The sequence below is a fragment of the Thermocatellispora tengchongensis genome, from assembly GCF_014202315.1.
In the GTDB taxonomy this organism is placed as follows: Bacteria; Actinomycetota; Actinomycetes; order Streptosporangiales; family Streptosporangiaceae; genus Thermocatellispora; species Thermocatellispora tengchongensis.
The window spans coordinates 191,695-209,279 of the sequence record NZ_JACHGN010000011.1 but is presented as its reverse complement, the minus strand read 5'-3'; the positions used below and the strand labels follow the sequence as shown (position 1 = coordinate 209,279).

The 17,585-nt window shown below is 71.1% G+C and carries 13 protein-coding genes; 4 read left to right on the top strand and 9 right to left on the bottom strand.

Translation table 11 applies throughout. From position 1 onward, the window contains the following. Positions 1-4 precede the first annotated feature (4 nt). From HNP84_RS25805 to HNP84_RS25795, 3 genes are read right to left on the bottom strand one after another with little or no spacing between them, the layout of a single operon-like run. On the bottom strand, positions 5-814 hold the full coding sequence (locus HNP84_RS25805) for an SDR family NAD(P)-dependent oxidoreductase (protein ID WP_185052483.1): 810 nt from the start codon (positions 812-814) through the stop codon (positions 5-7). Between the two features lie 20 nt (positions 815-834). Then, positions 835-3,522, bottom strand: a complete 2,688-nt coding sequence (locus HNP84_RS25800; protein ID WP_185052482.1) for an alpha-L-rhamnosidase — start codon at positions 3,520-3,522, stop codon at positions 835-837. Between the two features lie 2 nt (positions 3,523-3,524). Beyond that, a complete protein-coding gene (locus HNP84_RS25795) occupies positions 3,525-4,724 on the bottom strand; it encodes an MFS transporter (protein ID WP_221336742.1) in 1,200 nt (399 codons plus the stop codon). Positions 4,725-4,979: 255 nt separating this feature from the next. On the opposite strand from HNP84_RS25795, the gene HNP84_RS25790 reads away from it, so the two are divergent. Next, positions 4,980-5,957 (top strand): LacI family DNA-binding transcriptional regulator, encoded by a 978-nt coding sequence (locus HNP84_RS25790; protein ID WP_185052480.1) that lies wholly within the window; start codon positions 4,980-4,982, stop codon positions 5,955-5,957. 34 nt (positions 5,958-5,991) lie between these two features. On the opposite strand, the gene HNP84_RS25785 is transcribed toward HNP84_RS25790, so the two are convergent. The 4 genes from HNP84_RS25785 to HNP84_RS25770 all read right to left on the bottom strand — a co-directional run bounded on the left by HNP84_RS25785 (position 5,992) and on the right by HNP84_RS25770 (position 10,560). Further along, positions 5,992-6,732, bottom strand: a complete 741-nt coding sequence (locus HNP84_RS25785; protein ID WP_185052479.1) for an aspartate/glutamate racemase family protein — start codon at positions 6,730-6,732, stop codon at positions 5,992-5,994. A 94-nt stretch (positions 6,733-6,826) separates the two neighbouring features. Continuing rightward, the gene (locus HNP84_RS25780; RefSeq protein ID WP_185052478.1) at positions 6,827-8,131 is read right to left on the bottom strand and encodes an MFS transporter; all 1,305 of its coding nucleotides are present in this window, start codon (positions 8,129-8,131) and stop codon (positions 6,827-6,829) included. 14 nt (positions 8,132-8,145) lie between these two features. Next, a complete protein-coding gene (locus HNP84_RS25775; RefSeq protein ID WP_185052477.1) occupies positions 8,146-9,696 on the bottom strand; it encodes an acetate--CoA ligase in 1,551 nt (516 codons plus the stop codon). Positions 9,697-9,750: 54 nt separating this feature from the next. Next, positions 9,751-10,560, bottom strand: coding sequence for an enoyl-CoA hydratase/isomerase family protein (locus tag HNP84_RS25770; RefSeq protein ID WP_185052476.1), 810 nt, complete (start codon positions 10,558-10,560; stop codon positions 9,751-9,753). A gap of 155 nt (positions 10,561-10,715) precedes the next feature. Between HNP84_RS25770 and HNP84_RS25765 the strand changes: the two genes are divergently transcribed. Beyond that, the gene (locus HNP84_RS25765) at positions 10,716-11,663 is read left to right on the top strand and encodes a LysR family transcriptional regulator (RefSeq protein WP_185052475.1); all 948 of its coding nucleotides are present in this window, start codon (positions 10,716-10,718) and stop codon (positions 11,661-11,663) included. 57 nt (positions 11,664-11,720) lie between these two features. Here HNP84_RS25765 and HNP84_RS25760 read toward each other — a convergent pair whose 3' ends face one another. Both HNP84_RS25760 and HNP84_RS51270 read right to left on the bottom strand, forming a co-directional pair. Next, positions 11,721-12,308, bottom strand: a complete 588-nt coding sequence (locus HNP84_RS25760) for a transglutaminase-like domain-containing protein (protein ID WP_185052474.1) — start codon at positions 12,306-12,308, stop codon at positions 11,721-11,723. Next, positions 12,302-12,457 (bottom strand): hypothetical protein, encoded by a 156-nt coding sequence (locus tag HNP84_RS51270; protein WP_221336741.1) that lies wholly within the window; start codon positions 12,455-12,457, stop codon positions 12,302-12,304. The genes HNP84_RS25760 and HNP84_RS51270 overlap by 7 nt, the downstream gene beginning before the upstream one ends. Before the next feature lie 275 nt (positions 12,458-12,732). On the opposite strand from HNP84_RS51270, the gene HNP84_RS25755 reads away from it, so the two are divergent. Further along, positions 12,733-13,140: a hypothetical protein gene (locus HNP84_RS25755; protein ID WP_221336740.1), complete on the top strand. Its 408-nt coding sequence runs from the start codon at positions 12,733-12,735 to the stop codon at positions 13,138-13,140. Continuing rightward, positions 13,137-17,582, top strand: a complete 4,446-nt coding sequence (locus tag HNP84_RS25750) for a cation-translocating P-type ATPase (protein ID WP_221336739.1) — start codon at positions 13,137-13,139, stop codon at positions 17,580-17,582. The genes HNP84_RS25755 and HNP84_RS25750 overlap by 4 nt, the downstream gene beginning before the upstream one ends. Positions 17,583-17,585 lie beyond the last annotated feature (3 nt).

Here is a 17,585-nt window from a genome sequence, read left to right as displayed (position 1 = left end):
ACGGTCACGCGGTGTCGCCGCCGTCGGCGAGCAGGGTGCTGCCCGTCATGAAGGCGGACAGGTCCGAGGCGCAGAACAGGACGACACGCGCGATGTCGTCGGGAACACCGGCACGGCCGATCGGGCTGTTCAGCATCAGGGGGGTCGGCGGTGTGCCGCCGGTCGTCACGGCCGCGGCCGCCGCCATGTTGCCTTCCGTGGGGACATAGCTCGGCGCCACCCCGAGCACACGGATCCCCAGCGGGGCGAGTTCGAGGGCCAGCTCGCGCGTGAGGCCGCGTACGGCGTGCTTCGAGCCGACGTAGGCGGCCAGGCCCGGCGCGCTCGCCCGGAAGCCGGCGGTCGAGACGATGTTCACGATGACGCCGCCCGTGCCCGCGGCCGCCATGCGGCGTGCCGCCTCGCGCGCACCGGTGAACACGCCGCGCGCGTTCACGGCGAACACCTGATCCCAGGTCTCCTCGCCCATCTCCAGCAGGGGGACGCTCGGGAAGACGCCCGCGTTGTTCACCCAGACGTCCAGGCCGCCGAGCTCGGCGCCCACACGGTCGGCGGCCGCGGCGACCGACGAAGGGTCGGTGACGTCCATCGCGGCGCCGATCGCGCGTACGGCGTGGCGTTCCACGAGCTGCTTGGCGACGGTGACGGCCGACTCCTCGTCGATGTCGCCGATCAGCAGGTCGGCTCCCGCCTCGGCGAGGCGCCACGCGATCGCCTTGCCCAGTCCTCGGCCCCCTCCGGTCACGACCGCGCGCCGGCCTGCCAAGGAGACGAGTTCGGCCAGGGACCTGCTCGATACGTCGGCGGTGGACATGATGGTCTCCTTCTGCTGTGTCAGACCCGGGCGGAAGCGCCGCCGGGGATGGTGGTGCGGCCGGGAACCGGGCGTCGTGCGGAGAAGCGGCCCGGCCCGGTACGGAAGGTGCTGCCGTCGGGGAAGCGGATACGCGCCTCGGAGCCTCCGGGCACGTCGACCGAGATGGTCAGGTGGTCGTCCTGGACGCGCCATTCGACGGCGATCCGCCCCTGCGGGCCGTCGAAGGTGCCCGTGGCCCAGGTGATCGCGTCGTTGAGCACGGGCGCCACGAGGAAGGACTCCCAGCCGACGGAGCCGGACGCCTGCCGCAGGCCGAGGGTGTGGGTGTGCAGGAAGCGGATGACCGCGCCCTTGCTGTAGTGGTTGAGGGACGCCGTGGCGGTGCCGTCCTCGGACACTCCGTCCCAGTCCTCCCAGATGGTGGTCGCGCCCCGGTCGAGCATGCCCAGCCAGGACGGGGAGGTCCGCTGGTACAGCACCGAGTAGGCGACGTCGGGGTGGCCGGTGTCGGCGAGGACGGGCAGCAGGTCCGCCGTGGAGAGGAAGCCCGTGCCGAGGTGCCCGCCGGCCGCGTCGATCAGGTCCACGAGATGCCGGGCCGCCTTCTCACGCAGTTCCTCCGGCACGAGGTCGAAGGCCAGGGCGCGCACGTAGCCGGCCTGGGTGCCGGACTTCGTCCGGCCCTCGGCGTCCAGGAACTCCGTCTGCCAGGCGTGCCGCACCTTCTCGGCCGTCTCGCGGTAGCAGGCCGCGTCGTCGTCGTGGCCGAGCACCTGCGCGACGGCGGCGAGCGTGCGGACGGAGCGGAACAGGTACGCCGTGCCCACCTCGCCCTTGTCCGCCGCGTACCACGCCATCGGGTCGCTCATCACGGGATCGACCAGGGACCCGTCCGCCGCGCGCTGCTTCGGCTCCAGCCATTCCCCCCAGTGGAAGGAGCCGTCCCAGACGAACTCCTCGTGTGTGAGCGGCTCGGGCGAACGCTCGGCGCGGGAGGGATGCCGGGCGGTGCGCGCGGTCGCGAGCGCCCATTCGACCCACCGCCGCATCGCCGGCCAGTTCTCGGCGAGGGCGGCCGTGTCGCCGTAGGTCTCGTACAGCACCCACGGGACCAGGACGATGGCATCGCCCCATCCGGCGGAGCCGGTGATCGCGTCCGCCATCGGGTCGTCGCGGACCTTGAGGCGGTTGGCGTCCGGTGAGGAGTTCACCACGCGGCCGTCGTCGAGCTGGTCGTCGCGGACCGAGCGCAGCCACTTGCGGCTGAAGCCGTCGATGTCGTACAGCCGCGCCGCCGTCGGGGCGAAGACCTGGTAGTCGCCCGTCCAGCCGAGGCGCTCGCGCGTGGGGCAGTCGGTCGGGATGTCCACGGCGTTGCCGCGGAAGCTCCAGCGGGCCGCCTCGTGCAGGCGGTTGAGGTCGTCGTCGCTGCAGGCGAACGTCGCCGTCGGCCGCAGGTCGGTGTGCACGACCCGCATGACGATGCCCGCCGGGTCCAGGCCGGCGCCGGTGCGGCGCACTCGCGCGTAGCGGAAGCCGTGCACGGTGTGCCGGGGCTCGAACACCTCGCCGGGTCTACCCGAGGAGACGACCTCGTCGCGCTGCACGAACGGGATCGGGGGCTCGCCCGGCCTCTGGCTGTCCAGGTGGGCGGTGGTCAGGTCGCCGGCCGGGTCCAGGTGCTCGCCGTGGTCGATCACGGTGCGGGTGCCGGCCGGGCCCAGGTCGGTCAGGGCGACCCACCCGGAGGCGTTCTGGCCGAAGTCCACGATCCACACCCCGTCGCCGTGCCGGGTCACCGAGCGCGGGGCGAGCCGCTCGACCCGGCGCACCGGCGGGGCCGGCGACCAGTCGATCGGCGGCGCGGCGACCGCGTCCACGAGGACGGGCCGGACGCGGCCGGGCTGGGCGGTGAAGTCGGTCGTCTGACCGTTCATGAGGTCGGCCGCCACGATGTGGCCACGGCGCGAGGTCCAGTCCGCGTCCGTGCCCGCGACCGCCTCGGCGCCGTCGGCGTAACGTACGTGGAGCTGGAGCCGTGCGGCGGTCGTCGTGCCCCAGCAGTCGCGCTTGCGCCAGGTGCCCACGCTGCCCCGGTACCAGCCGTCGGAGAGCACGATCTCCAGGTCGTTTCGGCCGCCGTGCAGCAGCGCCGTCACGTCCGCGGCCTGGGCGTAGAGCGTGTCGGCGTAGGAGGTGCAGCCGGGCGTCAGCTCCGCCGTCCCCACCCGTACGCCGTTGACGAACGCCTCGTAGACGCCGAGGGCGGTGGAGTAGAGCCGGGCCTGGACGATGTCATCACGCAGATCCACGCCGCCGGCGAGAACGTACGCGGGGCGGAACTCCGTGCCGTCCTCCCGGGGGGAGATCCATCGGGCCCGCCAGTCCCCGTCCAGCAGGCCGGCCTCGAACGCGTGCCACGGCGACCACGCCGAGGATCGCCCGCCAAGGTGGGTACGGACCCGCCAGGCGACGCGCTGCCGGCTCCGCAGCGGCGGCAGCGGCCACTCGACGAACAGGTGCCGGGCGGTGGTGACGTTGTGCAGCGTCTGCTCGGTGCCCTCGACACGGACCTGAAGGTCGTAGCCGTCCTGCCCGCTCCACGTACGCGGCAGCTTCCAGGACAGCAGCGGCCGCTCTCCGGTGACCGGGAACCGGTCGTCACCGCCATCGACACGAAGATCGTACGGGCTGTGCTCGCTCATCCTCATCGCACCGACTTCACGCGGGTGAACACCAGCAGCCCGCCGATGAGCGCCAGCGCCGCGCCGCTGAGATAGAGCAGTGTGTAGTTCTTCTCGCCGCCGCTCGCGCCGATGGTGATGATGAACGGGGCGATGAGCGGCGCGATCGCGCTCGGGAGCTTGTGCGCGAACGCCACCACGGCCATGTACCGCCCGGCCTCCTCCCGGCTGGGCAGCACGGCCAGGACGATCGCCTGGTCTACGGCGCTGAAGAACGCGATCGCGAGCTGCATCAGGACGGACCCGATCAGAAGGGTCGGGAACGACTGCGCGAAAGCCTCGACGATTCCGCCCGCGACGAAGAAGAGGGACCCGATGAGGGCGAACAGTCTCCGCCGGCGCAGCTTGTCCGACAGGAAGCCGCCCCCGATCGCGCCGAGGGCCGCCGCGGCGACGCCGACGACTCCGATGACGGCCACGGCGCCCGCCACCTCGCGCACCGGCAGGTCCAACCGCTGGGCGTAGAAGAAGGTGGCGAACGTCGTGTTGAAGTACAGCCCCATGAAGAAGACCAGACGTCCCAGCCAGTTCCAGCCGAAGTCCGGGTGCTTGCGGGGGTTGAACACGTAGCTGGACGCCAGCGTCCGCGGCGACACGGCCGCCGGGTGGACGGCGCCGCGCGTGTCGTCCTCCTTGCCGACGACGAGGAAGACCGCCAGCAGCACCGCGCCGATGAGACCGGGCAGGACGAAGACGAGGAAGGTGTTGCCCGTCACGGCGGACGCGATGCCGATGCCGGCGATGGGGGCGATCTGGCCGGTCAGGCCGGTGAAGCCGGAGATCCTGCCGCGCTGCTCCTCCGGGATGCGATCGGCCTGCACGTTGAGTATCGCCTGCGCGGCGGTCGCCCAGCCCAGCATCGCGAGCATCCAGCCGGCTCCCACGAGCAGCAGGTTCGGCGCGAACGCGATACCGACCAGGGCGGTGAGGCCCAGCAGCAGGCCGGCGATCATGAAGGGGCGGCGGCGGCCGAGGCGGCTGCGAGTGCGGTCGCTCCACAGCCCGAGCAGGGGACTGAGCACGAGGTAGACCGCCTGCGCGGTGCCGGTGACGTATCCGAGCACTTCCTCGTGCCCGGGGGCCAGTTCCTCGATCCGCACCGCCAGCGAGTAGGACAGCGGGACGACGAAGGCCATGGAGATGCCGAAGTTGGCGGCCATCATCCAGAAGATGTAGCTCGCGCGTGCTCTCGGCAGAGCGTCGGACGCTTGGGTGTCAAGGGGTCCGAGTGAGGGGGGAGTGGCCATGGGAACCCTTCCCTAAGAAGTCAGGGTCGGAGGAAACTGCAGCTCACTACTTAAGCGCATTAGTAACCTACCGTTGACCGTCGCCGGGATCGCAAGACATCTCCCGGTAACAACTGGGCAACGGAGACGCCGGTCGCCGACGTGCCCGGCCATCTCCTACGATGGGCCGACATGACGCGCCCAGCGAAGCGGACCACCATCGCCGATGTCGCCCGAGCGGCCGGCGTTTCGCCCGCGACCGTGAGCTTCGTGCTCAACGACACGCCAGGGCAGTCGATCCCCGAAGAGACCAGGAGCCGCGTCCTGGAGGCGGTCAGGCGGCTCGACTATCGCCCGCGCGGCTCGGCCCGCTCCCTGGCCGCGGGGCGAAGTGACGTCGTTCTGCTGTCGATCCCGCACCTGTCGATCGGCCCCGGGATCACCCGCTTCGTCGAGCAGTTCGCCGCCTCGCTGGCCGACGCCGGCCTGACCCTGGTCACCCACCTGGCCGGCGCGCCCGGACGTCCGCTGCCCGATGTCTGCGCCGCCGTGGACGCCTCGGTGGTCGCCGGCCTCGACCCGTTCGACGAGGACACCGCGCGAGGTCTGCGCCGGGCGGGGGCGGATGTCGTCTTCACCACCGACGTGGAGGCTCGTCCCACCCTGCGAGGCATGGGGCGCCTCCAGGCCGAGCACCTCATCGCCCTGGGCCACCGGCGCCTCGGCTACGCCATGCCCGAACACCCGCTGCTCCGTAAGATCGCCGATGAGCGGCTGCTCGGGGTCGCCGACGCCTGCGCGCAGGCCGGCATCGACCCTCCGCTGGCGCTCGACACCAAGCTCGACCTCACCGCGATGGCACGTGCCGCCCGGCGGTGGCGACGGGAGTCGGTGACGGCCGTGTGCGCCTACAACGACGAAGTCGCGATCGCTCTCCTGGCGGGCATGCGCCACGCCAGGATGACCGCCCCCGGCGATCTGGCGGTCATGGGCGCCGACGACATCCCCCTCGCACGGCTGACGGATCCACCGCTGAGCACGGTCGCCTTCGACCTGGAGAAGGTGGGCCGCTCCTTGGCCGAGGCGGTGGTGGCCACCCTGTCAGGCGGCAAGCCCCGTGTGTCGCCCGCCTCGTTGTCGCCGCACGTCATCCACCGCGCGTCGACCTGAGCGAAGGGCCGGCACAGGTCCATCGCGGGTACGGTCAGGGCCGGATTCCGTGCTGGATCCACTTGATCATGGACGTGATGTCCCACACCGGCAGGCCGGTGCGGTCACGGAGAGCTTGTGCATAGGGGGGCAGATTTGTGCACTCAAGGACGAAAGCCCGGATATTCGGGTGTGCTGTCACTGCCGTAGTTGCGGCGTCGAGTACTTCGTCGGCGGCGAGATCCAGATCGAGGTCGCCTGTTCCTCTTACGAGCACGTTGTACAGGTGGTCGGTGTTCTCCAGCCCGATCAGATGCAGACGGCGGCGGTCATGGGCACTCACCCCAACGGCTTCGAGATGCCGATCGGTAAGGGTGGTCGCATTCGCTGTGATCACCCCGAGCTGGGCGTCCGAGGCGAGCATTCGCAGGATCAGCGGTATCTGGAGAAGGGCAGAGGTGGCGACGACGCCGTTGAGCCGGTCGGCCATCTCACGCTGGTGAATCGCGGTGAACCCGCACGACGTGGAGATGGCTCGCACGCCTTGGGAGACAAGCGTCTTGCCGCTGTGGACGAATTGGGGAAGCAGCCCTTCGGACGCGTTCTCGACGACGCTGATCGCGTCGGCGCCGGCGGCCGTGGTGTAGGCGACGGGAAAATCGAACGTGCGGGCGTTGCCGATGTCGCCGACGGCCCGTGGCGCGTCGGAGTCCATCAGGATCACTCCGATGTCGACCCCGTAGAACGACTGTCCGCGGGTCACGGTGTTCGGTGACGACGGCTTTTCCACGTTCACTCGGCGTCCTTTCGATGCTGTCCGTTGTCCGAGGTTGTCCAAGGTCATTGCCTTGCCGCCTCCACTGGGGAGGCGGCAAGGCGGTCGCCCGATCTCACGTGTTGGGCACTGCCGCGGCATTCGGCGATGGGGCCGGCGATCGAGGCAGGCTGCGCGGCAGCCCGATCGCCGCGGTGCACGCGCCGATGATCGCCGCGCCCGTGAGATACACGGCCGGGGCGACGGGAGCGTTCGTCGTCGCGACGAGCCAGGTGGCCACGTAGGCGGCCGTGCCGCCGAACGCGGTGTAGCACAGGTTGTAGGACAGGGCCGCCGCGCTGTAGCGAATGTGAGCGGGAAAGAGCTCGACGGTCAGCAGACAGGTGGTGCACGAGATCGCACCGAGGCAGAAGCCGATGATCCCCTGGCCGAGCAGGACCGCCACTAGGTGATCCGTCCCGATCAAGAGGAAGGCCGGAACCGCCAGGGCCGCGAGCGTGATCGTGGCGGCCACAGCGACGGGTACGCGGCCATATCGGTCCAGCAGACGGCCGCCGATCGCGGCGGACGCGGCGAAGACGACGAGGGCGATCGTCGATGACCCCAGCGCGAGCTGAGGCGACCTGCCGAGTTCCTTGATGATGTAGCTGGTGAGGTAGCTCGCCATGAGGTAGAAGCCGACGGCGTTGGCCATGGCGAATCCGAACAGCACCAGCATCCGGGCTTTGGCGGTGCGGACCGCTTCACTCAGCGGTGCCTGGGCGATCTCCCCGGCCTGCTGCACCGCGCGGAACTCTGGGCTGTCTTCGATCCGCAGGCGCAGATAGAGGCCGATGACTCCCAGAGGGCCGGCAAGCAGGAACGGCAGTCTCCAGCCCCATTCCGGCGGCAGGAGTTGGGCGGTGCCGAATGCGACCAAGGCGGCGCTCGCCGTGCCGGCGGCGATCCAGATCGGGATGGTCGACGCGTACCGGCCGCGTTGTCCGTGGGGCGCGTACTCGATGATGAACGTGTTCGCCCCGACCTGCTCGCCGCCGGCCGAGAACCCCTGTGCGAGGCGACAGAGCGTCAGCAGTACGGGAGCAAGCAGCCCCACGGCCCCGTACGAGGGCAACAGGCCGATCACCAGGGTGGCGACGCTCATCAGGATGATGGCGGCGGTCAGCGCGGCGCGACGGCCGATCCTGTCACCGAGACGGCCGAATACGATGCCGCCGGCCGGCCGGATCAGGAATCCCACGGCGAACACGGCGAAGGTCGCCAGCAGTTGGGCAGTGGGGTCGTGGCCGGGGAAGAACTGCGTGGCGATGGTGGTCGCGAAGTAACCGTAAAGGCCGAAGTCGTACCACTCGACGAAGTTTCCGATTCCGGCTGCTCGCACGGCCTTGCGGCGGGTTGCGGCGGCGGTGTCGATGGTCATGGCGCCCACCCCTGTCATGATGCGCCGGCGCGCAGGACGCCGCGTTGGATCTTGTTGGTCGTCGAACGGGGAAGCGAGGCGACATAGTCGACCCGCCGCGGGTAGGCGAAACGCGAGTGTGTGGTCTTCACATGGTTCTGGATGTCGCGCGTCAATTCCGCTGTGGGGCGATACCCGGAACGGAGAACGATGTAGGCGTGGACGACCTGTCCCCGATCCGGGTCGGCGTCGCCAACCACCGCCGACTCTGATACGGCAGGATGAGTGCTGAGAACGGCCTCGAGGTCGTACGGGCCGATCCGATAACCGGAGGAAATGATCACATCGTCGTTCCTGCCGAGGAAGTAGTAGTGCCCCTGCTCGTCCCGCGTAGCGGTATCTCCGGTGCGGAACCATTCGCCTCCGAAAACCGCCTCGGTTTCTTCTGGCCGGTTCCAGTAGCCGAGCGGGTACTGCGGGTTCGTGCGGGCGCGTAGACAGATCTCGCCCGGAGTCCCGGGAGGCACGGGCTGGTCATCGCCGTCGAGCAGTGTCACCTGCCAGCCGGGTAGCGGCCGTCCCATGGAGCCACGCGGCGGCGTGCTACCAGGGAGCGACCCGATCATCGGGTAGGACTCGGTCAACCCGTAGTAGTCCTGGAGGGGCACGCCGAACTGTTGCGCGAACCAGTCGGCCAATTCCGCCGGCAACGGTTCTGACGAAGAGTAGGCGCACCTGAGGCTCAGGCCGAGGCGTACGCCGGCGTCCGGCATGACCGATCGGAGCCGGCGCACCACGGTGGGGTTGAGCAGCACGTTGGTCACCTTGGCCTCGGCGAGTGCCGCGAACAGGGCCACCGGATCGAACGGGCCGTCATTGCCGAAGACGAACGGGACCGCACGGTGCCGCCATGGCCCCAGCAGTTTCGCCAGGGACCAGGCCCAGTCGCCGGCGCCGTGAAAGAGCTCGCCGGGGCGTAGCCCATGACAGACGGCGAACTCGTTGTGCCCGAGCAGCCACCGGTGAGCGTGCACGATTCCCTTCGGCGGACCTGACGTACCCGAGGTGTAATAGATCGCGGCGGGCGCGTCCGCAAGAGTCTCCTCCGCCGGGCAGTGTGGCGAGATGCCGTCGAGGAGGCCGCGGTCAACGGCCACGACGCGCGCCTCCGTCAGTTCCCGGATCTCGGTCACGCGTTCGCCGGTGGTCAGGACGATGGCCGGCGCGCTGTCGGTAAGCCGGTATTCCAGCGACTCGCCGGTCCACAGCGCGCTCGCGAGCACCAGGACCGCGCCTATGCGGAGTGCGCCCAAGATCGCGGCCGCGGTGTCCGGCGAGGGGGGAAGCACGCACGCCACCCTGTCGCCGGGGCGCACGCCCTGACCGCGAAGGTAGGTGCCGAACCGCCCGGCGCGATCTCGCATCCACTGCCACGACACGTACTCGGCCACGTCGCCGTCAGGCCGATATACCATCGCCAGACCACGGGGATCTTGGCCGTCGCAGACGTCAACGGCGATGTTGTATTTCTGCGGGATGAGGCCCCATTCCGAGGAGTAGGTCATTCGTGCGTCGATTTCTTGCATAGCGGCACTTTCGATTGGTTCTGACTCACGAGAGAGAAGGCATGGACGGTCCCGCTATGGGCGGCGCGTTTCCTGAGACCGCCGAGCCGACCGGCTCTCCAGGAATTCGGACATCATGTTCTGCGGCCCTCCCGACCCGAACGCCTCACGGTGCTGGGCCCGCGCGAACGCGAAAGCGGCTTGGTAGCCGCTCTCACCCATCGCCCGGAGCCACGACTTCGTACGTGCGATCGCGTCCCGAGGCTGGGCGGCGAGCCGGCGCGCGCGTTCCACTGCCATTTTCACGACATCGCCGTCGGTGACCTCGTGAACCGCCCCCGCCGCGCGGGCTTCGTGCGCGGTCATCAACCTCCCGGACAGCACGAGTTCAGCCGTACGCGCCGGCCCCAGCGCGGTGGAGATCAGGTATGTGCCCGTGATGCTGGGAATCCCGGAGTTCACCTCGGGCTGCCCCAGCCTGGCCGTCGTGTGCGCGACGCGGACGTCCATGAGAAGGGCCACCTGGAAACCCGATCCCGCCGCGACGCCGTTGATCGCGGCCACCGTCGGCTTGTCCATGCCGCGGATCAGGTCGTAAAAGTCCTTGATCCGATCAAGCCACTCCTCGGTGCGTGCCTGATCTGCGACGTCGAACCGGCTGGCCTCGGCGAAATCCTGACCTGCGCAGAACCCGCGCCCCGTGCCTGTCAGCACGACCGCGCCCACACCGTCGTCGCCGCGAGCCCGGCGGAAAAGCTCCGCCAGCTCTGAACGCATGGCCTCGGTCCACGCGTTCAGCTTCTCCGGCCGGTTCATCACAATGACCTCGACCTCGCCGGAGCGGTAGCTGTGAGCGAATCCGCCAACAGCGGATGTCGCGCCCACTGAAGCCGTACTTCCCGACATTTCACCTCACCGCCATGCGCTACTCCACGGAGCCTCTTTCGGAGTTCCTTGTCCCGATATGAAAAGCCCGGCCTGCACCGCAGGTCCAACACCGATTCCGACCTGCGTCGATACCAGGTTGGTATCGTGCGGGGATGGAGTTGAGGCACCTGCGCTACTTCCTCGCCGTAGCCGACGAACTGCACTTCGGGCGGGCGGCGCGGCTCCTGCACATGAGTCAGCCCCCGCTGTCCGCCAGGATCAAGGACCTGGAACGAGAAGTCGGAACAGCCTTGTTCGAGCGCTCGTCCAAGGGGGTGACGCTCACCGCGGCGGGGATCGAGCTGTTACCGGCGGCCCGGCAGGCGGTCGAAGCCTTCGACCGCGCTCAGCGGATCGCGCACCACCTGCGACCGGAAGCACGCCACGTGCTACGGGTCGCGATCACACCCGACACGTCGGCCGCCGCCCTACAGACCTTCCTGGAGTCCGTGCGTGAGTTCCAGCCGGACACCAGGGTGGCGATCACGGAGGCCAGCACCGGGGAACAGGTGCCCGCGCTCCAGCACGGGCAACTTGATCTCGGCTTGCTGCGCCATCCCTTCCCCGAGGTGGGGTTGCACGTGGAGCCTGCTCTCTCGACCCCCGCCGGTGCCTTGATGGCCACGACGCACCCGCTCGCGAGGCAGTCCACCATCCGGGCCGCCGACCTCGCCCACTACCCGTTGGTGCTCTTCCCGCGCGCCATGGCACCGGGCCTGTACGACGAGACGCTCGCCAGCCTCATGGCGGCCGGCCTGCACGTTCGCGCGGTCAAGCAGATCACGCGCCTGCTCGGTGGACTGCTGACGACCGACAATGCCGTCGCGATAAGACACCCCGGAATGAGCTTCACCGGCGACCTCACGTGGCGGCCCATCGCCGACATCCCGCTGACGTGGCGCACCTCCGTGGTCTGGACGATTCCGCCCGCGATCCCCGCCGTCGATCGCTTCGCCCGCGCGCTCGCGGAGGCCCTGATCCGCCACGACCAGTGGACGCCGCCCGAGAGCGGGAAAGATCACTCCACCGGCACGGCGCCCACATCCCGCCCGCCGCGCTGAACGATCTCGGCGCAGGCGTCCTGGCGAACGGCGGAAGATCGAACCTGCGCGCTGCCCCTAATCATCCAAGGCGGAAGGCAGGTGCCCGTTCTCGCACATCGCCACGCTGTCGTCGTGAGCCGTAAGCACCTCCAGGACGACCGGGTGCGGCGTGGCGTACACGGTGAAGTAGTCGGCTTCGCCCACGCTGGGGTCGGGCCGGTACGCGAGGCTGTCCTCGGTGGCGGAGAACCGCACGTCGATGCCGGGCCTGTTGCCGCGCGGATCGAGCCGAACCCACCGGTCATCGACGAGCGCGGCGGCCAGCCCGTGTACGAAGAACCTGTCGTTACTGCGAATACGCTGGTAGCACAGGCCGGACCGGATGCCGCCCGCGCGCAGCAGCGCGACGAACGCGTGGGCCTTGGCGTAGCACAGGCCGGTCCCCTCACTCAGCACGTCGGACGCGCGCCAGGTGACGCGGTGGTCGCGGACGTCCAGGGAATGGGTCACCCGGTCACGGACGTACTCGAACGCGGCCCGCGCATAGGCGACGTCGTCACCGGTGCGCAGTTCGGCGGCGACCCGCTGGACGATCGGGTGCTTGTGGTCGATCGCCTCATCCTCGGCGAGGTAGTCCCACGGGCCGGCGGCGAAGCTCAACATGTCACGCCACTCGGGGACTCGGCACTCATGGTGGGCCGGTCGGGCATGCCCGCGACCGAGCGCACGCCCGGCGGCACTTCCTGGCGTGCGATCGCCCCGGCGAGCGGGACAGGGCGCACCCGTGCGCCGAGCACCTCCTTGATAGACATGTCCTCCTCCTGCTCCGACGAGTGAGCGAGCCTATCTCACGACCCGGCCCAACGGGGCGATGTGCGGCGAAGGCGGCCGGCCCCTTGCCGGTTGGTACTGCCAGTGGCGCCAGGGCGTAAACGGCGGCCGATTCGTCGGCCGTGGTGTCGGGTTCTCTCTCTGATGTCCGTATGCGCGGCGTTGATTCCACATGACGACGGGGTTCGGCGGCTCCGTTCCCAGGAATGCCTAGATGCCTATGTGAACCAGCTCCTTGGAAAGGAGGGCCGTGACAATGGCCCGAACCACGGCTCGTCGGCCCGCCACGCCCGCGGAGGACGAGGTCGCGAAGTCCCGTACGGCGGCCCCGGAGTCCGTCGAGAAGGGGGCCGGCGGCGACGCGTTCACGTTGAATCTCCCCATGGTCACCATCCGGGCGCGCAAGCCGGAACTGCCGAGCGTGCGCCTGCCCGATGTGCGCCGGGAGCTCGGCCACGCCGTGGACATCGCCCGTACGTTCCTGCCTCCGCCGGAACGCATGGTGTACTACGGCGGGCTCGCCGCGCTCGCGGCCGTGGGAGTGATCGACTGGCCGGTCGCGGCCGCGATCGGCGTCGGCACGATCGTCGTGCAGCGTGCCCGTCAGCAGGGCGGGAACGGGGAGTCCGCCGCCCGTGGTCGCCGGGAGGCCGCGTCCAGATGAGGGTGTCCCTTCCGCGCGTCCTGACCTGGTCCACGCAAACCCTGCTCGGCGTCCTGCCCGGGGCGTTTCGCACGTCCGTCCCCGGCGTACGGGGGGTGCGGTCCTGTCCCGGCGGTCTTCGCATCGACCTGAGGGAGATCGGGAGTCCGGGCACCGAGGAAGCTGCCCGGCTTCTCGAAGCGCGCCTGTGCGAGGTGGAGGGCGTCGAACGGGCCGAGGTCAACGGCGCACTCGGCGGCGTCTTCGTCGGAATCGACATGACGCACGCCATGGACGCCGAGACCACCGGCACCGAAGCAGCGCCGGGGTCGGCCGCCGGGGTGGTCGATGTGGACGAGCTCGTCTCGATCGTGGAGGAGTTCGACACCGGGCACGACCACGCTCAGGTGTCTTCGGCGGCCGGCCTGGTGGAGCAGGACTCCCGGGCCCTGGTCCGCCTCGGCGCGGGCGTCGCGGGGGCGGGCCTGGCGCTGGCCGGCCGCGTGCTGCGGGTGCCGGCCCTGTTGCCGGTGCTGCCCCAGGCCGTGCCCACGCTGCTGAATCTGGTCGACAACACGCCGCGGTTGCGGGCGGGGCTGGAACGCCGCCTCGGCCCCGCGGCCACCGACGCGCTGTTCGCCATGTCGAACCTCGTCGCCCAGACGCTCGCGCTGCGGTCGGTCGGCCTGCTCATCGACTCGCTGTCGGCCGTGGGGCGCCTCGCCGAGGCGTCCGCGGGCCGGCGGGCCCTGGCCGTGCGGGAACGGGAGCTGGGCACGAGGCAGGGCGCCTACCGGCACATCAGGACGGCCAGGACGGCCAGGCCGGTGCCGCTCCCGTACGGTCCGGTGCAACGCTTCGCCGACACCATGGGCCCCGCGGCGCTGGGCGCCTACGGTGTGACGGCCGCCGTCCGCCGCGATCACGACCTGGCGCTGGCCGCGCTGATCTCGGCCTCGCCCAAGGCGGCCGGGCTCGGCCGTGAGGCGTTCGCGAGCGCGATCGGACGCGCCCTGGCACGGCGGGGCGCGCTCGTGCTCGACCGCGGCGCGCTGCGCGACATGGACCGCATCGACACCGTCGTGCTGGACGCCGACGCGTTCACTCTGCCGTCCTGGACGATCGACCGCGTCCTTCCCGCCGATCCGGGTCTCGACGGGGGCGCCGGCCGGGACGAGCTGCACGCGCGGCTGTACTCGCTCATCGACCTGACCGACCCGGCGTCCACACGGAAACGGGACGGCTGGCGCGTCGAGCCGATCGCGGACCTGGACGCCGTCGTCCCGGCGGAGGCCGCTCAGTGGCGGGAGCGGGGACTGCGCGGCGTCCGCGTGCTCAGCCGCGACGCCGTGGTGGCGGTGGTGGGGCTGGCCCGGGAGGTCGATCCGGTGGCGGTGGCCGTCGCCGCCGCGGCCACCGCCACGGGGTGCGCCGTGGTCCTGGCCGGGGGTGACCCCGCACTCGCGGGCCGGCTGGGCGTCGAGCGGGTCGTCCCCGGCGGTGACCGGCTCGCCGAGTCGGTCACCGCGCTGCAGGCGGACGGGCACGGCGTGGCCCTGGTGTCGGCACGCCCCGGCCCCGCGCTCGTCCAGGCGGACATCGGTGTCGGCGTGCTGACCCGCTCCGGAGGCGTCCCGTGGGACGCGGACGTGGTCGCCGAGCTTGAGGAGGCGCACCTGCTGCTCGCCTGCCTGGCCGAGGCGAGGAAGGCGAGCGAGCGGATGGTGCGGCTCAGCCTGGCGGGGACGGCCGCCGGGGCCGCCCTGGTGTTCGCGGGAAGGCCGGCGGCGTCGGTACGCCGGGCGCTGCTGGCCGGCGACATCGCGGGGCTGGCCGCGCTGGCGGCGGGGGAGTGGGCGGGGCGGCGCGCCGGGCGCACCCCGCCCCCGGACCGGCCGGACGTCACGCCGTGGCACGCGATGACGGCCAAGGACGTGCTTTCCCGGCTCGGCTCCTCACGGCGCGGGATCAGCGAGGAAGAGGCCGTACGGCGGCGGGCCGCGGCCAGGCCGGCCGAGACACGGCGCCCCGCGTCTCTCATCCGCCTGTCCGCGGAGGAACTGGTGAACCCGCTGACCCCGGTCCTGGCGGGCGGCGCGGGCATATCCGCGGTCGTCGGCTCCGTCCTGGACGGGGTCCTCATCGCCGGCGTGATGGTCGTCAACGCGCTGGTGGGCGGCGCCCAGCGGTTCGACGCCGACCGCGCTCTCAACCGGCTCAGCGAGGCGACGGTGGTACGGGCACGGGTACGGCGCCCCGGCGGAACCCAGGACGTGGATGCCGATGACCTGGTCCCGGGAGATGTGGTCGAACTGCGCGCCGGTGACGCCGTGCCCGCCGACTGCCGCGTGCTGAAAGCCGTCGGCCTGGAGCTGGACGAGTCCGGCCTGACCGGCGAGTCGCAGCTCGTCACCAAGTCCTCCGCCCCCACGGCCGCGGCGGCCGTCGCCGACCGGACCTCGATGGTCTACCAGAACACCACGGTCGCGGCCGGTCACGGCCTGGCCGTCGTCGTCGCGACCGGGAAGGCGACCGAGTCGGGCCGGGCCGCCGCGGTCCGAGGGCCCCGTCCGCCGACGGGCGTGCAACTGCGGCTGCGGGAGCTGGGGCGGCGGATCCTGCCCCTCGCCCTCGGATCGGGCGCCGTCCTGATGGTCACCAACCTGGCTCGGGGCAGACCGCTGTCGGCGGCGCTGACGCCGGCGGTGAGCCTGGCCCTCGCCGCCGTACCCGAAGGGCTGCCGTTCGTCGCCACCGTCGCCGAGCTGGCCGCCGCCCGGCGCCTGTCCACCCGCGACACGCTGGTGCGCACCCCCTCCACGATCGAGGCGCTCGGCCGGGTGGACGTCCTGTGCTTCGACAAGACCGGCACGCTCACCGAAGGCCGCATCACCCTGGGCAAGGTCTCCGACGGCCGGATCGAGCGCCCGGTGGAGGAACTGACCCCGCGGTTGCGGCGGATCGTGTGCGCCGGGCTCCGCGCCGGTCCGCGGTACGGCGACGGGCGGGTCATCGCGCACCCGACGGACCGCGCCGTGATCGAGGGAGCCCAGCGGCTCGGCCTCGCCCCGGAGGAGGGGACCGGCTCGTGGGAGCGCATCGACGAGCTGCCCTTCGAACCGGGCCGGGGCTACCACGCCGTACTGGGCCGCGACGAGTCGGGTCACCTGCTCAGCGTCAAGGGCGCCCCCGAAGTGGTCCTGCTGCGCTGTACGACCATGCGCCGTGACGGGCGGACGCTGCCGCTGGACGAGGCCACGCTGCGCGAGCTGGAGAAGGAGGTGGACCGGCTCGCCTACCAGGGCTCCCGCGTGCTCGCGGTGGCGGAACGGCCCGCGTCCGGACGCCGTGACCTCGACGAGTCGCGCATCGAGGGACTGTGCTTCCTCGGCTTCCTGTGCCTGGCCGACTCGGTCCGGCCGACGGCGGCCGAGAGCGTCCGCAAGCTGACGCGGGCCGGCGTCAGGGTCGTGATGATCACCGGGGATCACCCGAGCACCGCGGAGGCGATCGCGGTCAAGCTCGGCGTGCTGAACGGGATGCGCGTGATGACGGGCCCGGAACTGGACGGCCTCGACGACGACGTGCTGGCCAAGGTGCTGCCCGAGGTGGCGGTGTTCGCCCGGGCCACCCCGGCCCACAAGGTACGCATCGTGGACAACCTGCGCCGCGCCGGGAGCGTGGTGGCCGTCACGGGCGACGGCGCCAACGACGCCCCGGCGATCCGCATGGCGGAGGTGGGCATCGCCCTCGGCTCCCGCGCCACCGCCGCCGCCCGCGCGGCCGCCGACGTCGTCGTGACCGACGACCGCATCGAGACCATCGTGGACGCGATCGTCGAGGGCAGGGCGATGTGGGGCTCGGTCCGCGACGCCCTGAGCATCCTGCTCGGCGGCAACCTCGGCGAGATCGCCTTCACGATCGGCACCAGCCTGTTCGGGGGCCGCAGCGCGCTCAACGCCCGTCAACTGCTGCTGGTCAACCTGCTCACCGACATGGCGCCCGCGATGGCGGTGGCGATGCGCCCGCCCGCGGCGACCAGTCCCGAACGCCTGCTCGCCGAGGGCCCCGAGGTCTCCCTCGGAGCCTCCCTGACCAGGGACATCTGCCTGCGCGCGGCCACGACGGCAGGAGCGGCCACGCTGGCCTGGGCGCTGGCGCGGATGACCGGCACACGGAGACGGGCCGACACGGTGGGGCTGGTCGCCCTGGTGTCGGCACAGCTCGTCCAGACCCTGACCGCGGGCGGCCGTGACCGCGTGGTCGTACTCGCCGGCCTGGCGTCCCTGGCCGCGCTGGCCCTGGTCATCATGACGCCCGGCCTCAGCCAGTTCTTCGGCTGCCGTCCCATAGGACCCGTCGGCTGGGCGATCGGCTTCGCCGGCGCCGCCGCCTCGGCGCTTGCGGCGGCCTGGCTGGAGCCGCTGACACGGCAGAAGGTCCTCACCCCTGCAGCGAGGTGACCT

Coding starts and splice junctions, on each gene's coding strand:
- HNP84_RS25805 (WP_185052483.1), bottom strand. CDS start 814: ATGTCCACCGCCGACGTATCGAGCAGGTCCCTGGCCGAACTCGTCTCC.
- HNP84_RS25795 (WP_221336742.1), bottom strand. CDS start 4,724: ATGATGGCCGCCAACTTCGGCATCTCCATGGCCTTCGTCGTCCCGCTG.
- HNP84_RS25760 (WP_185052474.1), bottom strand. CDS start 12,308: ATGTTGAGCTTCGCCGCCGGCCCGTGGGACTACCTCGCCGAGGATGAG.
- HNP84_RS25755 (WP_221336740.1), top strand. CDS start 12,733: ATGGCCCGAACCACGGCTCGTCGGCCCGCCACGCCCGCGGAGGACGAG.
- HNP84_RS25790 (WP_185052480.1), top strand. CDS start 4,980: ATGACGCGCCCAGCGAAGCGGACCACCATCGCCGATGTCGCCCGAGCG.
- HNP84_RS25765 (WP_185052475.1), top strand. CDS start 10,716: ATGGAGTTGAGGCACCTGCGCTACTTCCTCGCCGTAGCCGACGAACTG.
- HNP84_RS25800 (WP_185052482.1), bottom strand. CDS start 3,522: ATGAGCGAGCACAGCCCGTACGATCTTCGTGTCGATGGCGGTGACGAC.
- HNP84_RS51270 (WP_221336741.1), bottom strand. CDS start 12,457: ATGTCTATCAAGGAGGTGCTCGGCGCACGGGTGCGCCCTGTCCCGCTC.
- HNP84_RS25750 (WP_221336739.1), top strand. CDS start 13,137: ATGAGGGTGTCCCTTCCGCGCGTCCTGACCTGGTCCACGCAAACCCTG.
- HNP84_RS25780 (WP_185052478.1), bottom strand. CDS start 8,131: ATGACCATCGACACCGCCGCCGCAACCCGCCGCAAGGCCGTGCGAGCA.
- HNP84_RS25775 (WP_185052477.1), bottom strand. CDS start 9,696: ATGCAAGAAATCGACGCACGAATGACCTACTCCTCGGAATGGGGCCTC.